The following is an 18,974-nucleotide window of genomic DNA, read 5'->3' on the forward strand; positions in this document are numbered from 1 at the left end:
AACCAACGCAATATCATAGATGATGTCCAAGTTTCTTTACGTCCAGCCTGATTGACACTGGTTTTCAGGATGCTAGGCTTCGGCTTCGACACCGATGGGCCGGCCAGTAATGCGACGCAGACGGACTGCAGATGCAAGTGCCAGGATCGCAGCGCGACCCTTGTACTCGGCCGCCGAGCGGCAGCGGCGCGATGCCAGCCCATGGACCATGGTGCAGGCAATTCTCGCGCCGATCCAGTTCCTCGCTTTCGTGATCAGCGTATCTCTGGTCGTCCGTTACCTGCTCACCGGCGAGGGTGCCGGCGCAGCGACAGTGTCGATCATCGTCAAGACGATGCTGCTCTACGCGATCATGATAACCGGCTCGATCTGGGAGAAAAAAGTCTTCGGACGCTGGCTGTTCGCTCCTGCGTTCTACTGGGAAGACGTCTTCTCGATGCTCGTGCTGGCGCTGCACACCGCCTATCTGGTGGCGCTGGGTAACGACTGGCTCGGTGAGCGCGGGCGGATGATCCTCGCTCTGGCCGCCTATGCGACCTATGCGGTCAACGCCGGTCAATTCCTGTGGAAACTGCGCGTCGCGCGGCTGCAGGGCGGCGGCCCGGTCTCCGATTCCACCGCCGGCGCGGTGCCCGCATGACCGCGATCGCCACCGCCGTCGCGCCCCGGCCGATCCTGCGCGAGCGTGGCCAACGCGAGGTTTTCTGCGGCCTGACCAGCATCGTCTGGCTGCACCGCAAGGTTCAGGACGCCTTCTTCCTCGTCGTCGGATCGCGGACCTGCGCGCACCTGCTGCAATCGGCCGCAGGGGTGATGGTCTTCGCAGAACCGCGCTTCGCCACCGCGATCATCGAGGAGCGCGACCTCGCCGGGCTCGCCGACGCGAACGAGGAACTCGATCGCGTCGTGTCGCGCCTGCTGGCCCGCCGGCCGGAGATCAAGCTGCTGTTCCTGGTCGGCTCCTGCCCCAGCGAAGTCATCAAGCTCGACCTGTCGCGCGCCGCCGCCCGGCTGTCGGAGACGCATGCGCCAACCGTCCGCATCCTCAACTATTCGGGCAGCGGCATCGAGACGACCTTCACCCAGGGCGAGGACGCCTGCCTCGCCGCGCTGGCGCCGCAATTGCCCGCCGCGACCGGGACCGAAAAGCGCCTGATGATCGTCGGCTCGCTGCCCGACGTCGTCGAGGACCAGTTCCGCCGGCTGTTCGCCGAGATCGGCATCGAGCATGTCGACAGCCTGCCGCCACGGCGCGCCAAGGACCTGCCGCCGGTTGGGCCGAACACCGTCTTCCTGCTCGCCCAGCCGTTCCTCGGCGACACCGGCGCGGCACTTGAGAAGCGCGGCGCACGCCATTTGCCGGCGCTGTTCCCGTTCGGCGCGGAGGGCACCACCGCTTGGCTGCACGCCGCCGCGGTCGAGTTCGGCATCGACGAGATGCATTTCCGCTCGGTGATCGCCCCCGGGCGGGCGCGGGCCAAGCGTGCGCTGGAGCGCTACGCCGAGCGGCTGGCGGCCAAGCGCATCTTCTTCTTCCCCGACTCGCAGCTCGAGATCCCGCTGGCACGCTTCCTGGCAAACGAGCTCGGGATGGTGCCCGTCGAGGTCGGCACGCCCTACCTCCACCGCGCGCACATGGCGGCCGAACTGGCGGCGCTGCCGGCGGGCATCCAGATCAGCGAAGGGCAGGACGTCGACCGCCAGCTCGACCGCGTCCGTGCCGAACGCCCCGACCTGACGGTCTGCGGCCTCGGTCTCGCCAATCCGCTGGAGCGCGAGGGACTGTCGACGAAATGGTCGATCGAGCTGGTGTTCTCGCCGGTCCACGGCTTCGACCAGGCCGGCGACCTGGCGGAGCTGTTCGCGAGGCCCCTGGTCCGCCGCGACAAGATCGCGAGCCTGCCCAGGAGCGTGTCATGCAGCTGACCGTCTGGACCTATGAGGGCCCGCCGCACGTCGGTGCGATGCGCGTCGCGACGGCGATGGAGGGCGTGCATTTCGTCCTGCACGCGCCGCAGGGCGACACCTACGCCGACCTGCTGTTCACCATGATCGAGCGTCGCGGCAAGCGCCCGCCAGTGACCTACACGACCTTCAAGGCGCGCGACCTCGGCACCGACACCGCCGAGCTGTTCCAGTCGGCGGCGCGCGATGCCTACGAACGCTTCCAGCCGCAGGCGATGCTGGTCGGCGCGTCTTGCACCGCGGAGCTGATCCAGGACGACCCCGCCGGCCTCGCCCTGGCGATGAACCTGCCGATCCCGGTGATCCCGCTGGAACTGCCGAGCTATAGCCGCAAGGAGCATTACGGCGCGTCGGAGACCTTCTACGCGCTGGTCCGGACTTTGGCCGACAAGGGTTTGCGCCCGGCACCGCGCGAGGGCCGCCGGCCACGCGCCAATCTGCTAGGTCCCACGGCTTTGGGCTTCCGCCACCGCGACGATGTCGTCGAGGTGACGCGGCTGCTGGCCGACATCGGCGTCGACGTGCACGTCTGCGCGCCTCTCGGAGCCACCCCCGCCGACCTCGCGCGGCTGGGCGAGGCTGATTTCAACGTCCTGATGTACCCCGAGATCGGCGACACCGCCGCGCGTTGGCTGGAAAAGACCTTCGGGCAGAAGTTCACGAAGACCGTGCCCATCGGTATCGGCGCCACCAACGACTTCATCGCGGAGGTCCAGGCCGTCGCCGGGCTGCCCGTCGAGCCGCTCGCCCCCGCCGACTCACGGATGCCGTGGTGGTCGCGCTCGGTCGACTCGACCTATCTGACCGGCAAGCGCGTGTTCGTCTTCGGTGACGCCACCCACGCCATCGCCGCCGCGCGGGTCGCTGCCGACGAGCTGGGTTTCGAGGTCGTCGGCCTCGGCTGCTACAACCGCGAATTCGCCCGCGACGTCCGCGATGCCGCCAAGAAATACGGCGTCGAAGCCCTTATCACCGACGACTATCTCGCCGTCGAGGAAGCCATCGCCGCCTCGGCCTGCGAGCTGGTCCTCGGCACCCAGATGGAACGCCACATCGCCAAGCGCCTGCGCATCCCCTGCGCGGTGATCTCCGCCCCCGTCCACGTCCAGGACTTCCCCGCCCGCCACTCGCCACAGATGGGCTTCGAGGGCGCCAATGTGATCTTCGACACCTGGGTCCACCCGCTGGTGATGGGGCTGGAGGAGCATCTGCTAGCGATGTTCCGCGACGATTTCGAGTTCAACGACGCCGCCGGTGCGAGCCATCTCGGCGGCCATGCGGAGGCTCCGCAGCCGGTCGTCGCACAACCGCAGGGCTGGACCGCCGACGCGGAGAAGGAGCTGCTCAAGATCCCGTTCTTCGTGCGCGGCAAGGCGCGTCGCAACACTGAGGCCTATGCCGCCTCGCGCGCCATCGCGCCGATCACGCTCGACACCCTGTACGAGGCAAAGGCGTATCATGCGCGCTGAACCCGCAAGCCCTGCAACGATGGTGCACGTCACCATCGTCACCCTCGACAACCACCTGTCGGGCGCCGCCGAGCGCGCTGCGGTCAAGCTGGCGCAGGACGGCATCGCCATCCACTTCCACGCCGCCGCCGACTGGTCCGACGAGGCCGAGGTCGAGCGCGCCCGCGCCGACATCGCGCGCGGCGACATCGTCGTCGCGACGATGCTGTTCCTCGAGGACCACATCCGCGCCGTGATGCCCGCCCTGCAGGCGCGGCGCGAGACCTGCGACGCGATGCTCGGGCTGATGAGCGACGGCGACGTGGTGCGGTTGACCAAGCTCGGCGGCTACCGCATGGACGCCCCCGCCCGCGGCCCGCTGGCGCTGCTCAAGAAACTCCGCGGCTCCTCCAAGCCGGGCGCGTCGTCGGGTGCTGGCCAGATGCGGATGCTCAAGCGCCTGCCCAAGATTTTGCGCTTCATCCCCGGCACCGCGCAGGACGTCCGCGCCTATTTCCTGACGCTGCAATATTGGCTCAGCGGCTCCGACGACAATGTCGTCCAGATGGTCCGCGCGCTGGTCGACCGCTACGCCGCCGGCGACCGCGCCGCGCTGAAGGGCACGCTCAAGCCCGTCGCCCCGCGCGAATATCCCGAGGTCGGCGTCTACCACCCCGCCCTCGCCGGTCGCATGAGCGAAGATGCCGCCCTGCTCCCCGCCCCCGCCGCGCCGGTCGCCACGGTCGGCCTGCTGCTCCTACGCTCCTACGTGCTCGGCCATGACAGCGCGCACTACGACGGCGTCATCGCCGCCTTCGAGGCGCGCGGCATCAAGGTCGTCCCCGCCTTCGCCAGCGGCCTCGACTCGCGCCCCGCCATCGAGGCGTATTTCCTCAAGGACGGCGTCGCAAGCATCGACGCGCTGGTCTCGCTCACCGGCTTCTCGCTGGTTGGCGGGCCGGCGTACAACGACAGTGCCGCCGCGGCCGAGATGCTCGCCCATCTCGACGTGCCCTATGTCGCCGCGCACCCGCTGGAGTTCCAGACGCTGCAGGCCTGGGGCGCCGGCAAGCAGGGCCTGCTGCCGCTCGAAGCGACGATGATGGTCGCCATCCCGGAGCTCGACGGCGCCACCGTGCCGACGATCTTCGGTGGCCGCTCCGATGGCTCGGGTACGCCCTGCACCGGCTGCGGCCGCGGCTGCACCTTCCCCTCCGGCGGCCTCGTCCGCGAGATGCGCTCCTGCCCCGAGCGCGCCGAGGCGCTGGCCGCCAAGGTCGCCAAGCTGGTCGCCCTGCGCCGCTCCGACCGTGCGGCGCGCAAGGTCGCGATCGTGCTGTTCAACTTCCCGCCCAACGCCGGCGCGACCGGCACCGCGGCGTTCCTCGGCGTGTTCGAATCGCTGTTCAACACGCTCGGCGCGATGGCCCGCGCCGGCTACGACGTCACGCTGCCGGCCAGCGTCGACAAACTCCGCGACACGCTGCTCAAGGGCAATGCCGAGCGCTTCGGTGCCGATGCCAACGTCCACTTCCGCATCCCCGCCGACGACCTCGTGCGCCGCGAACCGCACCTGGCGGAGATCGAGGCGCAATGGGGCCCCGCCCCTGGTCGCGCCCAGAGCGACGGCCGGCATGTGTTCATCCTCGGTGCCCAGTTCGGCAACGTCTTCGTCGGCGTCCAGCCCGCTTTCGGCTACGAGGGCGACCCGATGCGACTGCTCTTCGAGGGCCGCTACTCCCCCACCCACGCGTTCAGCGCCTTCTACCGCTGGCTGCGCGAGGATTTTGCCGCCGACGCCGTGCTCCACTTCGGCACGCACGGCGCGCTGGAGTTCATGCCCGGCAAGCAGACCGGCCTGTCGGCGAAATGCTGGCCCGAGCGGCTGATCGGCGACCTGCCGAACTTCTACCTCTACGCCGCGAACAACCCCAGCGAGGGCACTCTGGCCAAGCGCCGGTCGGGCGCAACGCTGATCAGCTACATGACCCCGCCGGTCTCCGCCGCCGGCCTGTACAAGGGCCTGGTCGAGCTGAAAGCCTCGCTCGACCGCTGGCGCTCGACGCTGCCCGAGGCGAAGGACGAGCGTTTTGGGCTGGCGACGCTTATCGCCGAGCAGGCCGCCGGGCTCGACCTCGACGGTGCCGATATCGCCGCGCTGTCGGCCAAGGTCTACGAGCTCGAGGAGACGCTGATCCCGTTCGGGCTCCACGTGGTCGGCAAGACGCTGGGCCCGGTCGAGCGCGCCGCGATGATCGCCGCGATGGACCATGACGGCCGCGACCTCGTCGCTCTCGATGCGCTGCTCGCGGGTGAGTACGAACTCGACGGCATCGTCCGCGCCCTCGACGCGCACTACGTCCCCCCGGTGGTCGGCGGCGACGTGCTGCGCAGCCCGGAGATCATGCCGACCGGGCGCAACGTCCACGGCTTCGACCCCTTCCGTCTGCCCAGCAGCTATGCGGTGATCGAGGGCCGCGCCCAGGCCAGCCTGCTCATCGCCCGCCACATGGGCGGCGGCGCGGCCTTCCCGGAAAGCGTCGGCATGGTGCTGTGGGGCACCGACAACCTCAAGTCCGAGGGCGCACAACTGGCGCAGGCGCTGTCGCTGATGGGCGCCCGCCCACGTTTCGACAGCTATGGCCGGCTGGCCGGCGCCGAACTGGTGCCGCTCGCCGAACTCGGTCGCCCGCGCATCGATGTCGTCATCACCCTGTCGGGCATCTTCCGCGACCTGCTGCCGCTGCAGACCCGGATGCTGGCCGAGGCCGCCTGGCTGGCGACCAACGCCGACGAGCCCGAGACGCTGAACTTCATCCGCAAGCACAGCCTCGCTCACGCCGCGGCGCAGGGCTGCGACCTCGAGACCGCCGCGCTCCGCGTCTTCTCCAACGCCGAAGGCTCGTACGGCGCCAACGTCAACCTGATGATCGACGGCAGCACCTGGACCGACGCCGACGAACTTGCCGACAGCTTCGAGCGCCAGAAGGGCTTTGCCTATGGCCGCAGCGGCGCCCCGGTGCGGCAGGCGGCGCTGCTGAAAAGCGCGCTGGCGGGCATCGAGCTGTCCTACCAGAACCTCGAATCTGTCGAGCTCGGCATCACCACCGTCGACCAGTATGTCGACGCGCTGGGTGGCATGAGCCGCGCCGTCACCCGCGCCCGCGGCACCGCCGCCCCCGTCTATATCTGCGACGCGACGCAGGGCCCGGCCAAGGTCCGCACCCTCAACGAGCAGGTCGCGCTGGAAACCCGCACCCGGATGCTCAACCCGGCCTGGACCGAAAGCATCCTCGCCAACGGCTTCGAAGGCGTCCGCAACATCGAGGCGCAGCTGACCACGACGCTCGGCTGGTCGGCGACCACCGACTCGGTCGACCCCTGGGTCTTCCAGCGGATCAGCGAGACCTATGTGCTCGACGATGCGATGCGGGCGCGGCTCGCCTCGCTCAACCCCAAGGCGTCGGCGCGCGTCGCCAGCCGCTTGCTCGAAGCTTGCGAGCGCGACCTGTGGCGGCCCGATGCCGACACGCTGAGCCGGCTGCATGCCGCCCATGACGATCTCGAAGACCGCCTCGAAGGTGTCGTCGCGCAAGCGGCTTGAAGGATAAAGATATGGCCCTCCTCGAACTCGATCGACCCACCAACGCCCGCCCCGACGGGGAAGGCAGCGTCCAGGTCAAGCTCGACCCGTCGGAAAAGATCGGCAATGCCAAGGTCTTCGCGATCTACGGCAAGGGCGGCATCGGCAAGTCGACGACCAGCTCGAACCTGTCCGCCGCACTGTCGCTGCTCGGCAAGCGCGTCCTGCAGATCGGCTGCGATCCCAAGCACGATTCGACCTTCACGCTGACCAAGAAGCTGATGCCCACCGTCATCGACGTGCTGGAGACCGTCGACTTCCACCACGAGGAAGTGCGCGTCGAAGACTTCTGCTTCCAGGGCTACAACGGGGTCATGTGCATCGAGGCGGGCGGCCCCCCGGCCGGCACCGGCTGCGGCGGCTATGTCGTCGGCCAGACGGTGAAGCTGCTCAAGCAGCATCACCTGCTGGAAGACACCGACGTTGTCATCTTCGACGTGTTGGGCGACGTCGTCTGCGGCGGCTTCGCAGCGCCGCTGCAACATGCCGAGCGCGCCGTCGTCGTCGCCGCCAACGACTTCGATTCGATCTTCGCGATGAATCGCATCGTCGCCGCGATCAAGGCCAAGTCGAAGAACTACGAGGTCCGCATGGCCGGGGTGATCGCCAACCGCTCCGCCGCGACCGACGAGATCGACCGCTTCAACGAGGCTACGGGCCTGAAGCGTCTCGCGCATTTCCCCGACCTCGATGCGATCCGCCGCTCGCGCCTGAAGAAGTGCACGGTGTTCGAGATGGACTCGACGCCCGAGCTGGAGGCGGTGAAGCACGAGTATCTTCGCCTCGCCGCGCACCTTTATGCCGGCACCGAGGCGCTGTCGGCGATGCCGATGAAGGACCGTGACATCTTCGAGTTCCTCGGGTTCGAATGAGCGTGACGAAGGATATGTCCGATACCGCGACATACGACAGCTACCGGGACGGGCTGGAGGTCTATTTCGACCGCACCGCCGTCGACGCCTGGGCGAAGCTGACCAGCGACGCGCCGGTCAGCCGTATCCGCGAGAAGGTCCGCGCCGGGCGCGACGCGATGCGCGCGCTGCTGCTCGACTGGCTGCCCGCCGACCTCAGCGGCAAGCGCATCCTCGATGCCGGTTGCGGCACCGGCGCGCTGGCGGTCGAGGCGGCGCGGCGCGGTGCGACGGTCATCGCGGTCGATGTCTCGGCCAGCCTGATCGACATCGCCCGCGAGCGCGCGCCCAAGGACCTCGGTTCGGGCAGCGTCGATTTCCGCACCGGCGACATGCTCGGCCGCGAATTCGGCAGCTTCGACCATGTCGTCGCGATGGACTCGCTGATCCACTACCCGGTCGCCGAGATCGAGGCAGCGGTCACCGAGCTGGCGTCGCGCACCGTCGAGAGCATCGTCTTTACCGTCGCGCCGCGCACGCCGCTGCTGCTCGCCGCGCGGCTGGTCGGGCAGCTGTTCCCGCGCGCCGACCGTTCGCCGGCGATCATCCCCGCCGGCACTGCCGGGCTGATCCGCGACCTGACGCATGCGCCTGGCTGGAAGCCGGGGCGCGATGCGCGGGTATCGCGGGCTTTCTACGTCAGCCACGCGCTCGAACTGGTGCACGCCTGATGGCCGCACGCGTCGCCTTGAAATGGCAGAGGGTAGCCACCCGCTTCCTGCCGTTCGCCGATGCGGCGACGCCCGAACTGCCGCTGCCGCGCCTGCTGCGCCTGTCGCTGTTCCAGATCACCTGCGGCATGGCGGCGGTGCTGCTGACCGGCACGCTCAACCGGGTGATGATCGTCGAGCTCCACATGTCGGCGCTGCTCGTCGCCGGGCTGGTGTCGCTGCCGCTGCTGTTCGCGCCGCTGCGTGCGCTGATCGGCTTCAAGTCGGACAACCACCGGTCGGCGCTGGGCTGGAAGCGGGTGCCGTATATCTGGTTCGGCACGCTGCTGCACTTCGGCGGCTTCGCGATCCTGCCGTTCGCGCTGCTGGTGATGACCGGCGAGGGCCAGGGCTCCGCAGTGTGGGGCCAGCTCGGCGCGGCACTCGGCTTCCTGATGGTCGGGGCGGGGACGGCGACCGTCCAGACCGCCGGTCTTGCGCTGGCCACCGACATCGCCCCGGCGGAATCGCGGCCGCGGGTCGTCGCGCTGCTCTACGTCATGCTGCTGGTCGGCATGCTGGTCAGCGCGCTGGTGATCGGGCGGTTGCTGGCGGACTATACGCCGACGCGACTGGTGCAGGTCGTTCAGGGCGTCGGGCTGCTGACCATGTGCCTCAACATCGTCGCGCTGTGGAAGCAGGAGTCGCGCTCGCAGGCCCGTCCCGCCGACGATGATCGCCCGGTGTTCGGCGACAGCTGGCGGGCCTTTATCGCGGTGCCGCGTCACCTTCGCCTGCTGGTCGCGATCGGGCTGGGGGCGGCGGCGTTCTCGATGCAAGACGTTCTGCTTGAACCGTTCGGCGGGCAGATCCTGCACCTGACGGTCGGCTCGACGACCTCGCTGACCGCGCTATGGGCGTGCGGGACGCTCGCCGGGCTGGCGCTGGCGGCTTCGGCGCTCGGGCGTGGCGGCGATCCGCACCGGCTTGCCGGCCTGGGCGCGGTGACAGGCACGATGGCCTTCGTGCTGGTGATCTTCGCCGGCGCACTGGGCGAGGCGGTGCTGCTGCGCGCCGGGGCCGCGGCGATCGGCTTTGGCGGCGGGCTGTTCGCAGTCGGTACGCTGACCGCGGCGATGGCGCTGGCCCAGTCGGGTGCCGCCGGCCTCGCTCTCGGGGCGTGGGGCGCGGTGCAGGCAAGCTGCACCGGCGCCGCGATCCTGGTCGGCGGGCTGCTCAAGGACGGCGTCGGCGCGCTCGCGGCACGGGGTGACCTCGGCCCGGTGCTGACCAACCCGGCCACCGGCTATGTCACCGTCTACGCCATCGAGATCGTGCTTCTGTTTGCAGCCCTTGTCGCGCTGGGCCCTCTCGCGCGACGCTCCGACGACCCGGCCGCCGAACGCCTCGGCCTGACCCAGTTCCCAAACTGACGGGAGACGAACCATGTCTGTCCACCTGACCCCCGGCCTCGACGTCGCCGAGCTTTGCGTCTGGGCCTTCTTCATCTTCTTTATCGGCCTGGTCATCTGGCTACGCCGCGAGGACCGGCGCGAGGGCTATCCGCTGGAGGAAGACGTCGGCGGCCGCATCCACTCGCCTGGGGGCTTCCTCGAGATGGCGCTGCCCAAGACCTTCCGCCTGCCCTTCGACCACGGCATCGTCACCGCGCCCAATCCCGACGACCGCGACCCGTACAAGGTCTCTGCCCGCCGCACCGCGCCGTGGGACGGCTCCCCCCTCGAACCGCTCGGCAACCCGCTGTCCGCCGGTGTCGGCCCCGGTTCCTATGCGCGCCGCGCCCAGCGCCCCGACGTCAACATGGAGGGCCATGCCCGCATCATCCCGATGCAGTCCGCCCCGGACTTCCATATCGCCACCCGCGACCCGGATCCGCGCGGCTTCACCGTGGTCGGCGCCGACCGGGTCATCGCCGGCACCGTCGAGGACCTGTGGATCGACACCGCCGACCGCCTCGTCCGCTATCTGGAGGTCAAGCTGCCCGACGGGCGCAACGTCCTGACGCCGATGATGATGTCGGTCGTCGACCGCAAGCGCCGCACCATCATCTGCGACGCCATCCTCGGCCGCCAGTTCGACGGCGCCCCGTCGATCGCCCGTAACGACCAGATCACCCTCGACGAGGAGGAGCGGGTCCAGGCCTACTTCGGCGCCGGCTATCTGTACGCCACCCCCGAGCGCGCGGAGCCAATCCTGTGAGCGAGTATGAGTTCGAGCCGGTCCGCGGCCTGCCCGGCAAGCTGCCGCCGGGCGAGACGCTGTTGTGGCAGGGCGCGCCCGACTGGCGGCGGCTGGCGCGCGATGCCTTCCATGTCCGGCTGGTCGCGGCCTATTTCGCGGTGCTGCTCGGCTGGGCGGCGATCGACGGCACGCTGCTCGGGGTGACGGCGACGCTGGTGGTCGGCGTCGCCGGGGTGGCGATGCTGTACCTGCTGGCGTGGCTGTCGGCGCGGACCACGGTGTATTCGATCACCTCGCGGCGCGTCGTGCTGCGCTTCGGCATCGCGCTGCCCAAGTGCGTCAACCTGCCCTTCACCGCGATCGAGACGGCGCAACTCGCGCAGAACGACGATGGCAGCGGCAATGTCGCGCTGGCCCTGACCGCGCGTGGCCTCGGCTATGCCTCGCTATGGCCGCACGCCCGCGCTTGGGAAGTGAGCAAGCCCCAGCCGATGCTGCGCGCCCTGCCCGATGCGGCAAAGGTCGCGACGCTGCTCGCCGAGGCCTGTGCGACGACCGTGCCCGGTAGCCGGCGCCACGCCATCGACGATGCGGCGACCGCCTCGCCCGGCTATGGCAATGCGGTGGCGGCATGAACACCCCCGCCCCCGCCCCGTCGCATGATCCGACGGTCCCGCGCGGCGCGTTGATCGCGACGGGCGCGCTGGTCGCGTTCGCCTTCCTGAGCGTCGCTGCGGTCCGCACCGGGCTCGTGCCCCCCTCCGCCGATCCGGTCGCGGAGCGCAGCCAGGCGCATGTCACCCCCGCCAAGTCGCGCGACCTTGTGTTCATCGATGCCGCCGACGGCGCCGTTGCGGTGCGCGACGCAGCCACCGGCAAGCTGACCACCGCCGTCGCCGCGGGCAGCAAGACCGGCTTCATCCGCGGCGTCATGCGCGGGCTAGCGCGCGACCGCCACCTGCGCGGCCTCGACAAGAGCGCGCCGTTCCGCCTGACCCGCTGGAGCGACGGCGAGCTGTCACTGACCGACACCGCGACCGGCCGCACCATCGAGCTGGGTGCGTTCGGCGAGACCAACCGTGCCGCCTTCGAGGCGCTGCTGTGACCAGCTTCGACGTCCCCTGCACGGTGCGCGTCGAGGTCACCCCCGAGCATTGCCACGCGCATGTCGAGCTCGACGGCAATCCGCGCATCGAGCCCGGCGACCGCGTCCGCGTCCACGGTGAGCCGATCCGCATCGGCTATGGCGAGCAGCGCGTCCTGCGCCGCACCGCCACCATCGTCCGCGCCGGGCCGTTGCGCCGGCTGTGGACCCGCCTGACCGGCGACCTGCAACTCACCGAATTGTACGAAGTCAGCTTCGTAGCTAGAGGTGCGCGATGACCGACACGCAACAGTTGGCGCAGGAGGACACCGTCCTGTCGCCGCGCTTCTACACCACCGATTTCGCCGCACTCGACGCGATCGACGTGTCGAGCGTCCGCCGCGAGTGGGACACGCTGATCGCCGAGATGCAGGCCGACCCGAACAAGCGCCACTTCAAGCGCACCACGGAGTTCGACGGCGTCATCGAGAACCTCGAACCCGACCTCCGCCGCGAGTTCACCGACTTCCTGGTCAGCTCGATGACGTCCGAATTCTCCGGCTGCATCCTTTACGCCGAGATTGCGCGGCGGGCGACCAACCCCGACGTCAAGACGCTGTTCAAGCTGATGGCGCGCGACGAGTCCCGCCACGCCGGCTTCATCAACGACAGCCTCAAGGACGCCGGCATCGGCATCGACCTCGGCTTCCTGACCAAGACCAAGAAATACACCTACTTCCGGCCGAAATTCATCTTCTACGCTACCTATCTGAGCGAGAAGATCGGCTACGCCCGCTACATCGCGATCTTCCGCCACCTCGAGCGCCACCCGGACAAGCGCTTCCACCCGATCTTCAAATGGTTCGAGCAGTGGTGCAACGACGAGTTCCGTCACGGCGACGCCTTCGCCCTGCTGATGCGCGCCGACCCCAAGCTCCTGACCGGCATCAACCGCTTGTGGATCCGCTTCTTCATCGTCGCGGTGTACGCGACGATGTACGTCCGCGATCACAACCGCCCGGCCTTCCATGCCGCACTCGGCGTCGACCCGACGGCGTACGACCATGAAGTCTTCGCCATGACCTCGCAGATGACGCGGCAGACCTTCCCGCTGACCATCGACACCGACACGCCGGTATTCCGCCACATCCTCGAGACGATGCGCAAGCTCGCGCGCGGTATCGAGGCGGCAAAGCGGCAGGGCGGCGTCGTCGGCACCGTCAAGCGCGCCGGGCTGACCGCCGCGGTGGCGTTCAACTTCGTCCGCCTCTACCTCCAGCCGGTCGAGGGCAACCAGATGCCGGCCACCGTCCGCCTCCAGCCGATATGGTGAGCTTCGGCGCGCACGGCCTGCCGCTGATCGCGGCGGTGGCGATCTGGTTCGTCAGCACCGGCGCGATCCTGTGGCTCGATCGCCGGCCGCGCGCTACCTACGGCACCAGCCTGGCGCTGCTCGGCGCCGCCTCGATCGGGGCGCTGGTCGCGGTCGCCGCGACGGCGCACGACCGCTCGCCGCTGGGCGCCTATGTCGGGTTCGGCGCGGCGCTGACGATCTGGGGCTGGCACGAGTTCGCCTTCCTGATCGGCGCGGTGACCGGGCCGCGTCGCGCCGACCTGCCCGCCGGAGCCCAGGGCCTGCGGCGCTTCCGGCTGGCCGCGCAGACCGTCATCCACCACGAAGTCGCGTTGGCGCTGACCCTCCTGCTGATCGCCGCGCTGACCTGGGACGCGCCCAACGTCACCGCGGCCGAGACCTTCGGGCTGCTGTTCGCGATGCGCCTGTCGACCAAGCTCAACATCTTCATCGGCGTGCCCAACCTCAGCACCGACATGCTGCCGGCGCACCTGGCCTATCTGAAAAGCTATTTTCGGGTGCGGCCGGCCGGCCTGCCGTTCGTCGCCAGCCTGATCGGGCTGAGCGCCCTCGCATCGGGCCTCGGCAGCCGCGCGCTGGGAGCGACCGAAGGCGAAGCGGTGTCCGCCAGCCTCGCCTTCGCGCTGGTCGCGCTGGGGCTGCTGGAGCATCTGTTCCTGGTCATGCCGATCCGCGACGCCGCACTGTGGCGCTGGGCGAGCCGGGCTTAGGTCCCGAAGCAAGACACCCCACCCCCGGGCCGGCTCCGCTGTGTCTCGCCCTCCCCGCGAAGACGCAGGGAGGGTAGCAAAATCTTACCCCTCCCCGTCAGGGGAGGGGCGAGAGACGCTGCCCTTGCAGCGGCCCGGGGGTGGGTCTTGCTTCTAAGAAGCGCGACCCTCAGGCCGCCTCCGCCACCCGTGCCAGCGCGCACATGCTCCAGATCTCGCTCAGCGCCGAGACCAGCCGGTCGACATCGGCATCGGTATGCACCGGTGACGGCGTGATGCGCAGCCGCTCGGTGCCCTTGGGCACGGTCGGGTAGTTGATCGGCTGGACATAGATGCCGTGCGTGTCGAGCAGCCAGTCGCTGATCATCTTGCAGTGCTTGGGGTCGCCGACCATCACCGGAATGATGTGGCTGGGGTTGTGCATCATCGGGATGCCGATGGCGTTGAGGCGACGGCGAACCTTGGCGACGCGCTCCTGGTGCGCCTCGCGCTCCACGCTGCTGGCCTTCAGGTGCCGAATGCTGGCGGTCGCCCCGGCAGCGAGTGCGGGCGGCAGCGCGGTCGTGAAGATGAACCCGCTGGCGAAGCTGCGGACGAAGTCGCACATCGCGTGCGAGCCGGCGATATAGCCGCCCATCACGCCGAACGCCTTGCCGAGCGTCCCCTCGATGACGGTGACCCGGTCCATCAGCCCCTCGCGCTCGGCGATGCCGCCGCCGCGTGGGCCGTACAGCCCGACCGCATGGACCTCGTCGAGGTAGCTCATCGCGCCGTGCTTCTCGCAGACGTCGAGGATCTCGGCGATCGGCGCGATGTCGCCGTCCATCGAATAGACGCTCTCGAACGCCACCAGCTTGGGGACGTCCCGCGGCAGCGTCGACAGCAGTTCGTCGAGGTGCGCGACGTCGTTGTGGCGCCACCGCAGGCACTTGGCGCGGCTGTGGCGGATACCCTCGATCATCGAGGCGTGGTTGCCGTCGTCGCTGAGCACGACGCAGCCCGGCAGCTTGGCCGCCAGCGTGCCGAGTGCCGCCCAATTCGAGACATAGCCCGAGGTGAACAGCAGTGCTGCGTCCTTGCCGTGCAGGTCGGCAAGCTCGCGCTCCAGCACGACATGCGCGTGCGTCGTGCCCGAGATGTTGCGCGTCCCGCCGGCACCGGCCCCGCAGGCCTCCAGCGTCTCGTGCATGGCGTCGAGCACGTCGCGGTGCTGGCCCATGCCGAGGTAATCGTTCGAACACCACACCGTGACGTCCCGCGTGCCGTCGCCGTCGTACTGCACGGCGCGCGGGAAAGCCCCGGCCTTGCGCTCCAGCTCGGCGAAGATGCGATAGCGGCCTTCGGTCTTGAGGTTGTCGAGCTCGGTCTCGAACAAGGCTTCGTAGTTCATCGTCAACCCTTCAAGCTTGTGCCGCTGGCCCGTTCCACGGGCGCGACGTCATTTCCCTGATTTGTCGGTCATCCCGGCCGGATCGGCGATCGCCTGCGTCACCGCATTGGCATCGGCGGGGGTCGCCGGCGCTGCCGCCTGGCTGCCGGTCGCCGCGCCGCTCGTCGCGGCAATCGTCGTCGGGCCGTTCATCGCGCCGGCCGGACCGCGCAGGTACGGATAGTCGGGCAACATGCTGACCCCGTTCAGCGGCTTCGACAGCCCCTGGTGGCAGGTCAGGCAATTGACCTTGTACGGATCGCCGAGCGCGCCCTTGCGGTTGGCCGGGAAGACGCTGGTCAGTGGCGAGATATAGTCGTGGTTGACGTCGCGGACCATGCGGATGCCGTAATAGGCGGTGCCGCGCTGCGCCCGGCTCAGGTTCCACGCCTTGAACGACTGGGTGTTGTGGCAATAGGTGCAATTCACCCCGAGCGACTTCGAGATGTGCATCATCAGGCCGTAGCTGCGCTCCGCATCCTTGATCGACACCTTGTGGTCGGCCGACGCATAGGCGCTGCTGCTGGCGACGCGGATGTTGTTGGTGTTGCCGGTCAGATAGGCGGCGAACGGGTCGGATGGCAGCGACGCATAGCCGACGTTGCGGTCGGGGGTGTTCTGGCCGTGCTTGTTACCGCGCAGCACCATCGAGCTGTCATAGCCGTCGTCGCTGGCCGCCCATTTGTTGACCGGGATATTGTTGCCGGCATGGCAGGTCCAGCACGTCACGCCGGTCTTCTGGACATGGCTCTGCCAGTTCTGGTTGATGTTGAGCGTCATCTGGATCATGCGCCGCGCGACGACCTTGGTGTATTTCTCGTCGGACGCCATGTTCTCGGGGTTGTGGCAATAATTGCAGCCCTGGGTCTCGGCCTCGCCGGGCGCCACCCACTGGGTGATCGCCGCCATCGCGTGGTTGAACTCCTCGGTGGTCAGATTGCCCAGCACCTTGACGTTCTTGTAGGTGACGTTGGCCTTTTCGCCGGTCAGCATCGACGCATCGAGCGGGTACGGCGGCGGCGGGATCGCGGCGATGTCGCGGAGCAGCGACTTGTCGGAGATCTGGTCGGTGCCGGTGCCGCGGTAGCCGGTCTGCTCCCAGACCTTGCGACCCAGGTCGCAGCCGGTCAGCAGGACACTGGCGGCGGCCAGCGCGGCGATCTTGGTGGCGGCGCTCATCGTACGGCTCCCGGCAGCGTGGCTGGGTCGATGGTGCCGGTCGGCGTGTACATCGGCGCATAGCCGTGCAGCTGGGCCCACAGGTACCAGTTGTCGACGACGGTGCCGGTCAGCAGGATACCGATGCCGCCGGTCAGCGTCGTCAGCACCGCGAACCACCAGGCCCAGCGGTGGATCGACTCCATCGTTGCATTGAAACCCATCGTCCAGCGCCAGAACAGCCCCGCCCGCTCGGCGGCGGTGCCGCGGTCGGTGATCTGCTCGATCTCGCGCTCGCCGCCGTAGCGGCCAACTGCGAGAATCGTCGCACCGTGCATCGCGAACAACAGGGTCGAGCCGTACAGGAAGACGATCGAGAGGCAGTGGAAGGGGTTATAGAACAGGTTGCCGTAGCGGATCGAGAACGCCGCGGTCCAGTCGAGGTGCGGGAAGATGCCGAACGGCACCGCCTCCGACCAGCTGCCCATCGCCAGCGGCCGGATGAAGCCGAGCACCAGGTACAACCAGATCGCCGACAGGAAGGCCCAGCTGACGTGCGTGCCCATGCCCAGCGCCTTGGCGCGGCGATAGGTGCGCAGCCACCACAGCAGGACGGAGGCGGTCAGGAAGAAGCCGGCGATCAGCCACCAGCCGCCCTGTGCCAGCGGCGGCAGGATGCGCAGGCCATAGCGCGGCGCCGGCGGCTCGAGGGCGAGCCAGGGCAGCTGCCGGACGAACTGGACCGGGTCCCAATTGACCGAGGCCCACATGTTCAGGCCGATGATCTCGAAGGCGAGGAAGCCGCAGATCAGCGAGGCGAGGCCGAGGCGGCCGAGGTAGATCGGGCCGAGCTGGCTGGCGCCGAGCTTGCCGGCCCAATAGCTGTAGCCGCCCCAGCCCTCGCGCGCCCAGTCCTCGCGGGGCAGCGGGACACCTTGCTCCGGGGCGGAGCGCAGCTGGATCTGGGTGAAGACGTTCTGATAGCGTGCCATCGGACTACCCCCCTCAGGACCAGATCGGCAGGTTGAGCCACCAGGTCCACCATTCCGGCCAGCCGCGTGTCCAGAAGGGTCCGCTGATGATGATGCAGATGGCGCTCCAGAAGCCGGCGTTGAGGGCGAGGAACAGCCCGAGCCGGTGGATGCCGAGCGTCCCGATCGAATAGCCGATCAGGTCGCGGAAGAACGTGTCCTCGAACTCGGGCGACTTGACGTCGGTACCCTTGGCCGGGTTCACCGCCGACAGCACCAGCGAGCCGTGGAGGCCGAGCGCCAGCGTCGTGGTGAAGAAGAAGCTCACCGCCAGCATGTGCGCCGGATTATAGTGGAAGTGCAGGTACTGGTACCCGGTGTTCGACACCCAATCGAGGTGGCTGAAGATGCCGTACGGGAAGCCGAAGCCCCAGGCACCGAGCAGCATCGGGCGGATCACCACCAGCGAGACATAGGCGAAGATCGCCACCCCGAAGGCGAAGGGCACGTGGTAGCCGATGCCCAGCTTGCGACAGATCTCGACCTCGCGGAGCATCCAGGACACGAATGCCCCGACGGCGCAGAAGGTGATGATCTGCCAGAACCCGCCCTCGCGCAGGGGGGCGAGGCCGAGCCCGTATTTCAGGTCGGGCGGGGCGATCGAGATCAGGAACGGGTTCCACGTCGGCCCCAGCGAGGCGGCGTAGATGATCAGCCCGGTCCCGAGGATGCTGCAGAACAGCGTCGTCACCCCGAAGAAGCCGACAAAGAAGGGTCCGACCCAGAAGTCGAACAGGTCGCCGCCGAGCAGGGTGCCCCCGCGTACCCGGTATTTTCGCTCGAAGCTCAACAGCGCCATTTCACTGCCCTCAACCAATGCTGGACGGGTGACGTCCGGAGGCAGGGACCAGCCCGGCCTCCGGACGGTCGTTCAAGTGCCCGCTGCCGGTGCCGTGGTGCCGGCCGGTGCCCGTGATGCGGGGCCTTCCAGCCAGTTGTACCGGTTGGTGCTGAGCAGGATGAAGTGGATCAGCAGCGCCAGCACGAACAGGAAGACGAAAAGTGCGACCAGTGCGCGGCGCGGATCGACGATTTGCCAGATTCTCCACATGATCTGTCTCCCTAGGCCTGGCTGGTGACGGTGACGCCCGACCGGCCCTGCTCGAGCTCGGCAAAGGCCTTCGCCTCGCCCAGCCACGGCCGCCATTGCCAGACGAGGAAGTGTGCGATGATCGCGATCACCGTGAACACGATGAAGCTGGTCAGGAAGATCTTGTGGAACTCCTTGGCCTCGGCTTCGGTCAGGTACGTGCTCGGTCCGACGCGTTCATCCCTGTCTCTGATATCGCTCATTGCTCCATCTCCAAGTTATCCGCCGGAAAATGGAGGGCGCGCGCGGCGACTCCTGGCGGCACCGGCACAGCGACC

Annotated in this window: 19 protein-coding genes; 13 read left to right on the top strand and 6 right to left on the bottom strand. The window is 68.6% G+C overall.

Annotation, left to right across the window (positions count from 1 at the left end):
* Nucleotides 1–208 precede the first annotated feature (208 nt).
* Genes bchF through puhE form a run of 13 tightly spaced genes read left to right on the top strand, consistent with a single transcriptional unit; the run spans nucleotide 209 to nucleotide 13,988 of the window.
* Nucleotides 209–640 carry a 2-vinyl bacteriochlorophyllide hydratase gene (bchF, locus tag ACOFKW_RS02690; protein ID WP_419815815.1) on the top strand — a complete coding sequence of 144 codons (432 nt, stop codon included), beginning with the start codon at nucleotides 209–211 and terminating at the stop codon, nucleotides 638–640.
* Nucleotides 637–1,926 carry a ferredoxin:protochlorophyllide reductase (ATP-dependent) subunit N gene (locus tag ACOFKW_RS02695; protein WP_419815816.1) on the top strand — a complete coding sequence of 430 codons (1,290 nt, stop codon included), beginning with the start codon at nucleotides 637–639 and terminating at the stop codon, nucleotides 1,924–1,926. Before bchF ends, ACOFKW_RS02695 begins: the two co-directional genes overlap by 4 nt.
* Nucleotides 1,917–3,434 (top strand): ferredoxin:protochlorophyllide reductase (ATP-dependent) subunit B, encoded by a 1,518-nt coding sequence (gene bchB, locus ACOFKW_RS02700; RefSeq protein WP_419815817.1) that lies wholly within the window; start codon nucleotides 1,917–1,919, stop codon nucleotides 3,432–3,434. Before ACOFKW_RS02695 ends, bchB begins: the two co-directional genes overlap by 10 nt.
* Nucleotides 3,424–7,017, top strand: a complete 3,594-nt coding sequence (locus tag ACOFKW_RS02705) for a magnesium chelatase subunit H (RefSeq protein WP_419815818.1) — start codon at nucleotides 3,424–3,426, stop codon at nucleotides 7,015–7,017. Before bchB ends, ACOFKW_RS02705 begins: the two co-directional genes overlap by 11 nt.
* A gap of 11 nt (nucleotides 7,018–7,028) precedes the next feature.
* Nucleotides 7,029–7,928: a ferredoxin:protochlorophyllide reductase (ATP-dependent) iron-sulfur ATP-binding protein gene (bchL, locus tag ACOFKW_RS02710; protein ID WP_419815819.1), complete on the top strand. Its 900-nt coding sequence runs from the start codon at nucleotides 7,029–7,031 to the stop codon at nucleotides 7,926–7,928.
* A gap of 14 nt (nucleotides 7,929–7,942) precedes the next feature.
* Nucleotides 7,943–8,638: a magnesium protoporphyrin IX methyltransferase gene (gene bchM / locus ACOFKW_RS02715; protein WP_419815820.1), complete on the top strand. Its 696-nt coding sequence runs from the start codon at nucleotides 7,943–7,945 to the stop codon at nucleotides 8,636–8,638.
* Complete coding sequence (locus ACOFKW_RS02720) at nucleotides 8,638–10,050, top strand: BCD family MFS transporter (RefSeq protein WP_419815821.1); 1,413 nt, start codon at nucleotides 8,638–8,640, stop codon at nucleotides 10,048–10,050. Before bchM ends, ACOFKW_RS02720 begins: the two co-directional genes overlap by 1 nt.
* Before the next feature lie 13 nt (nucleotides 10,051–10,063).
* The gene (puhA, locus tag ACOFKW_RS02725; protein ID WP_419815822.1) at nucleotides 10,064–10,837 is read left to right on the top strand and encodes a photosynthetic reaction center subunit H; all 774 of its coding nucleotides are present in this window, start codon (nucleotides 10,064–10,066) and stop codon (nucleotides 10,835–10,837) included.
* Complete coding sequence (gene puhB, locus ACOFKW_RS02730) at nucleotides 10,834–11,454, top strand: photosynthetic complex putative assembly protein PuhB (RefSeq protein ID WP_419815823.1); 621 nt, start codon at nucleotides 10,834–10,836, stop codon at nucleotides 11,452–11,454. Before puhA ends, puhB begins: the two co-directional genes overlap by 4 nt.
* Nucleotides 11,451–11,924: a photosynthetic complex assembly protein PuhC gene (gene puhC / locus ACOFKW_RS02735; RefSeq protein WP_419815824.1), complete on the top strand. Its 474-nt coding sequence runs from the start codon at nucleotides 11,451–11,453 to the stop codon at nucleotides 11,922–11,924. The genes puhB and puhC overlap by 4 nt, the downstream gene beginning before the upstream one ends.
* The gene (locus ACOFKW_RS02740) at nucleotides 11,921–12,202 is read left to right on the top strand and encodes a hypothetical protein (RefSeq protein WP_419815825.1); all 282 of its coding nucleotides are present in this window, start codon (nucleotides 11,921–11,923) and stop codon (nucleotides 12,200–12,202) included. The genes puhC and ACOFKW_RS02740 overlap by 4 nt, the downstream gene beginning before the upstream one ends.
* Complete coding sequence (gene acsF / locus ACOFKW_RS02745; RefSeq protein WP_419815826.1) at nucleotides 12,199–13,236, top strand: magnesium-protoporphyrin IX monomethyl ester (oxidative) cyclase; 1,038 nt, start codon at nucleotides 12,199–12,201, stop codon at nucleotides 13,234–13,236. The genes ACOFKW_RS02740 and acsF overlap by 4 nt, the downstream gene beginning before the upstream one ends.
* Nucleotides 13,230–13,988: a putative photosynthetic complex assembly protein PuhE gene (puhE, locus tag ACOFKW_RS02750; RefSeq protein WP_419815827.1), complete on the top strand. Its 759-nt coding sequence runs from the start codon at nucleotides 13,230–13,232 to the stop codon at nucleotides 13,986–13,988. The genes acsF and puhE overlap by 7 nt, the downstream gene beginning before the upstream one ends.
* A gap of 169 nt (nucleotides 13,989–14,157) precedes the next feature.
* Here puhE and hemA read toward each other — a convergent pair whose 3' ends face one another.
* From hemA to pufB, 6 genes are all read right to left on the bottom strand, one after another.
* On the bottom strand, nucleotides 14,158–15,378 hold the full coding sequence (gene hemA, locus ACOFKW_RS02755) for a 5-aminolevulinate synthase (protein ID WP_419815828.1): 1,221 nt from the start codon (nucleotides 15,376–15,378) through the stop codon (nucleotides 14,158–14,160).
* Nucleotides 15,379–15,426: 48 nt separating this feature from the next.
* On the bottom strand, nucleotides 15,427–16,596 hold the full coding sequence (gene pufC / locus ACOFKW_RS02760) for a photosynthetic reaction center cytochrome PufC (RefSeq protein ID WP_419815829.1): 1,170 nt from the start codon (nucleotides 16,594–16,596) through the stop codon (nucleotides 15,427–15,429).
* A complete protein-coding gene (gene pufM / locus ACOFKW_RS02765) occupies nucleotides 16,593–17,567 on the bottom strand; it encodes a photosynthetic reaction center subunit M (protein ID WP_419815830.1) in 975 nt (324 codons plus the stop codon). Before pufM ends, pufC begins: the two co-directional genes overlap by 4 nt.
* Before the next feature lie 13 nt (nucleotides 17,568–17,580).
* On the bottom strand, nucleotides 17,581–18,405 hold the full coding sequence (gene pufL / locus ACOFKW_RS02770; RefSeq protein ID WP_419815831.1) for a photosynthetic reaction center subunit L: 825 nt from the start codon (nucleotides 18,403–18,405) through the stop codon (nucleotides 17,581–17,583).
* 72 nt (nucleotides 18,406–18,477) lie between these two features.
* Nucleotides 18,478–18,657 carry a light-harvesting antenna LH1, alpha subunit gene (gene pufA, locus ACOFKW_RS02775; RefSeq protein ID WP_419815832.1) on the bottom strand — a complete coding sequence of 60 codons (180 nt, stop codon included), beginning with the start codon at nucleotides 18,655–18,657 and terminating at the stop codon, nucleotides 18,478–18,480.
* Nucleotides 18,658–18,668: 11 nt separating this feature from the next.
* A complete protein-coding gene (gene pufB / locus ACOFKW_RS02780) occupies nucleotides 18,669–18,899 on the bottom strand; it encodes a light-harvesting antenna LH1, beta subunit (protein WP_419815833.1) in 231 nt (76 codons plus the stop codon).
* Nucleotides 18,900–18,974 lie beyond the last annotated feature (75 nt).

The organism is Glacieibacterium sp., from assembly GCF_965200405.1.
Classification (GTDB): domain Bacteria; phylum Pseudomonadota; class Alphaproteobacteria; order Sphingomonadales; family Sphingomonadaceae; genus Glacieibacterium.

Coding starts and splice junctions, on each gene's coding strand:
- bchM (WP_419815820.1), top strand. CDS start 7,943: ATGTCCGATACCGCGACATACGACAGCTACCGGGACGGGCTGGAGGTC.
- puhA (WP_419815822.1), top strand. CDS start 10,064: ATGTCTGTCCACCTGACCCCCGGCCTCGACGTCGCCGAGCTTTGCGTC.
- pufB (WP_419815833.1), bottom strand. CDS start 18,899: ATGAGCGATATCAGAGACAGGGATGAACGCGTCGGACCGAGCACGTAC.
- bchB (WP_419815817.1), top strand. CDS start 1,917: ATGCAGCTGACCGTCTGGACCTATGAGGGCCCGCCGCACGTCGGTGCG.
- puhE (WP_419815827.1), top strand. CDS start 13,230: ATGGTGAGCTTCGGCGCGCACGGCCTGCCGCTGATCGCGGCGGTGGCG.
- ACOFKW_RS02705 (WP_419815818.1), top strand. CDS start 3,424: ATGCGCGCTGAACCCGCAAGCCCTGCAACGATGGTGCACGTCACCATC.
- bchF (WP_419815815.1), top strand. CDS start 209: ATGGTGCAGGCAATTCTCGCGCCGATCCAGTTCCTCGCTTTCGTGATC.
- pufA (WP_419815832.1), bottom strand. CDS start 18,657: ATGTGGAGAATCTGGCAAATCGTCGATCCGCGCCGCGCACTGGTCGCA.
- ACOFKW_RS02695 (WP_419815816.1), top strand. CDS start 637: ATGACCGCGATCGCCACCGCCGTCGCGCCCCGGCCGATCCTGCGCGAG.
- acsF (WP_419815826.1), top strand. CDS start 12,199: ATGACCGACACGCAACAGTTGGCGCAGGAGGACACCGTCCTGTCGCCG.
- pufL (WP_419815831.1), bottom strand. CDS start 18,405: ATGGCGCTGTTGAGCTTCGAGCGAAAATACCGGGTACGCGGGGGCACC.
- hemA (WP_419815828.1), bottom strand. CDS start 15,378: ATGAACTACGAAGCCTTGTTCGAGACCGAGCTCGACAACCTCAAGACC.
- bchL (WP_419815819.1), top strand. CDS start 7,029: ATGGCCCTCCTCGAACTCGATCGACCCACCAACGCCCGCCCCGACGGG.
- pufC (WP_419815829.1), bottom strand. CDS start 16,596: ATGAGCGCCGCCACCAAGATCGCCGCGCTGGCCGCCGCCAGTGTCCTG.
- pufM (WP_419815830.1), bottom strand. CDS start 17,567: ATGGCACGCTATCAGAACGTCTTCACCCAGATCCAGCTGCGCTCCGCC.
- ACOFKW_RS02720 (WP_419815821.1), top strand. CDS start 8,638: ATGGCCGCACGCGTCGCCTTGAAATGGCAGAGGGTAGCCACCCGCTTC.
- puhC (WP_419815824.1), top strand. CDS start 11,451: ATGAACACCCCCGCCCCCGCCCCGTCGCATGATCCGACGGTCCCGCGC.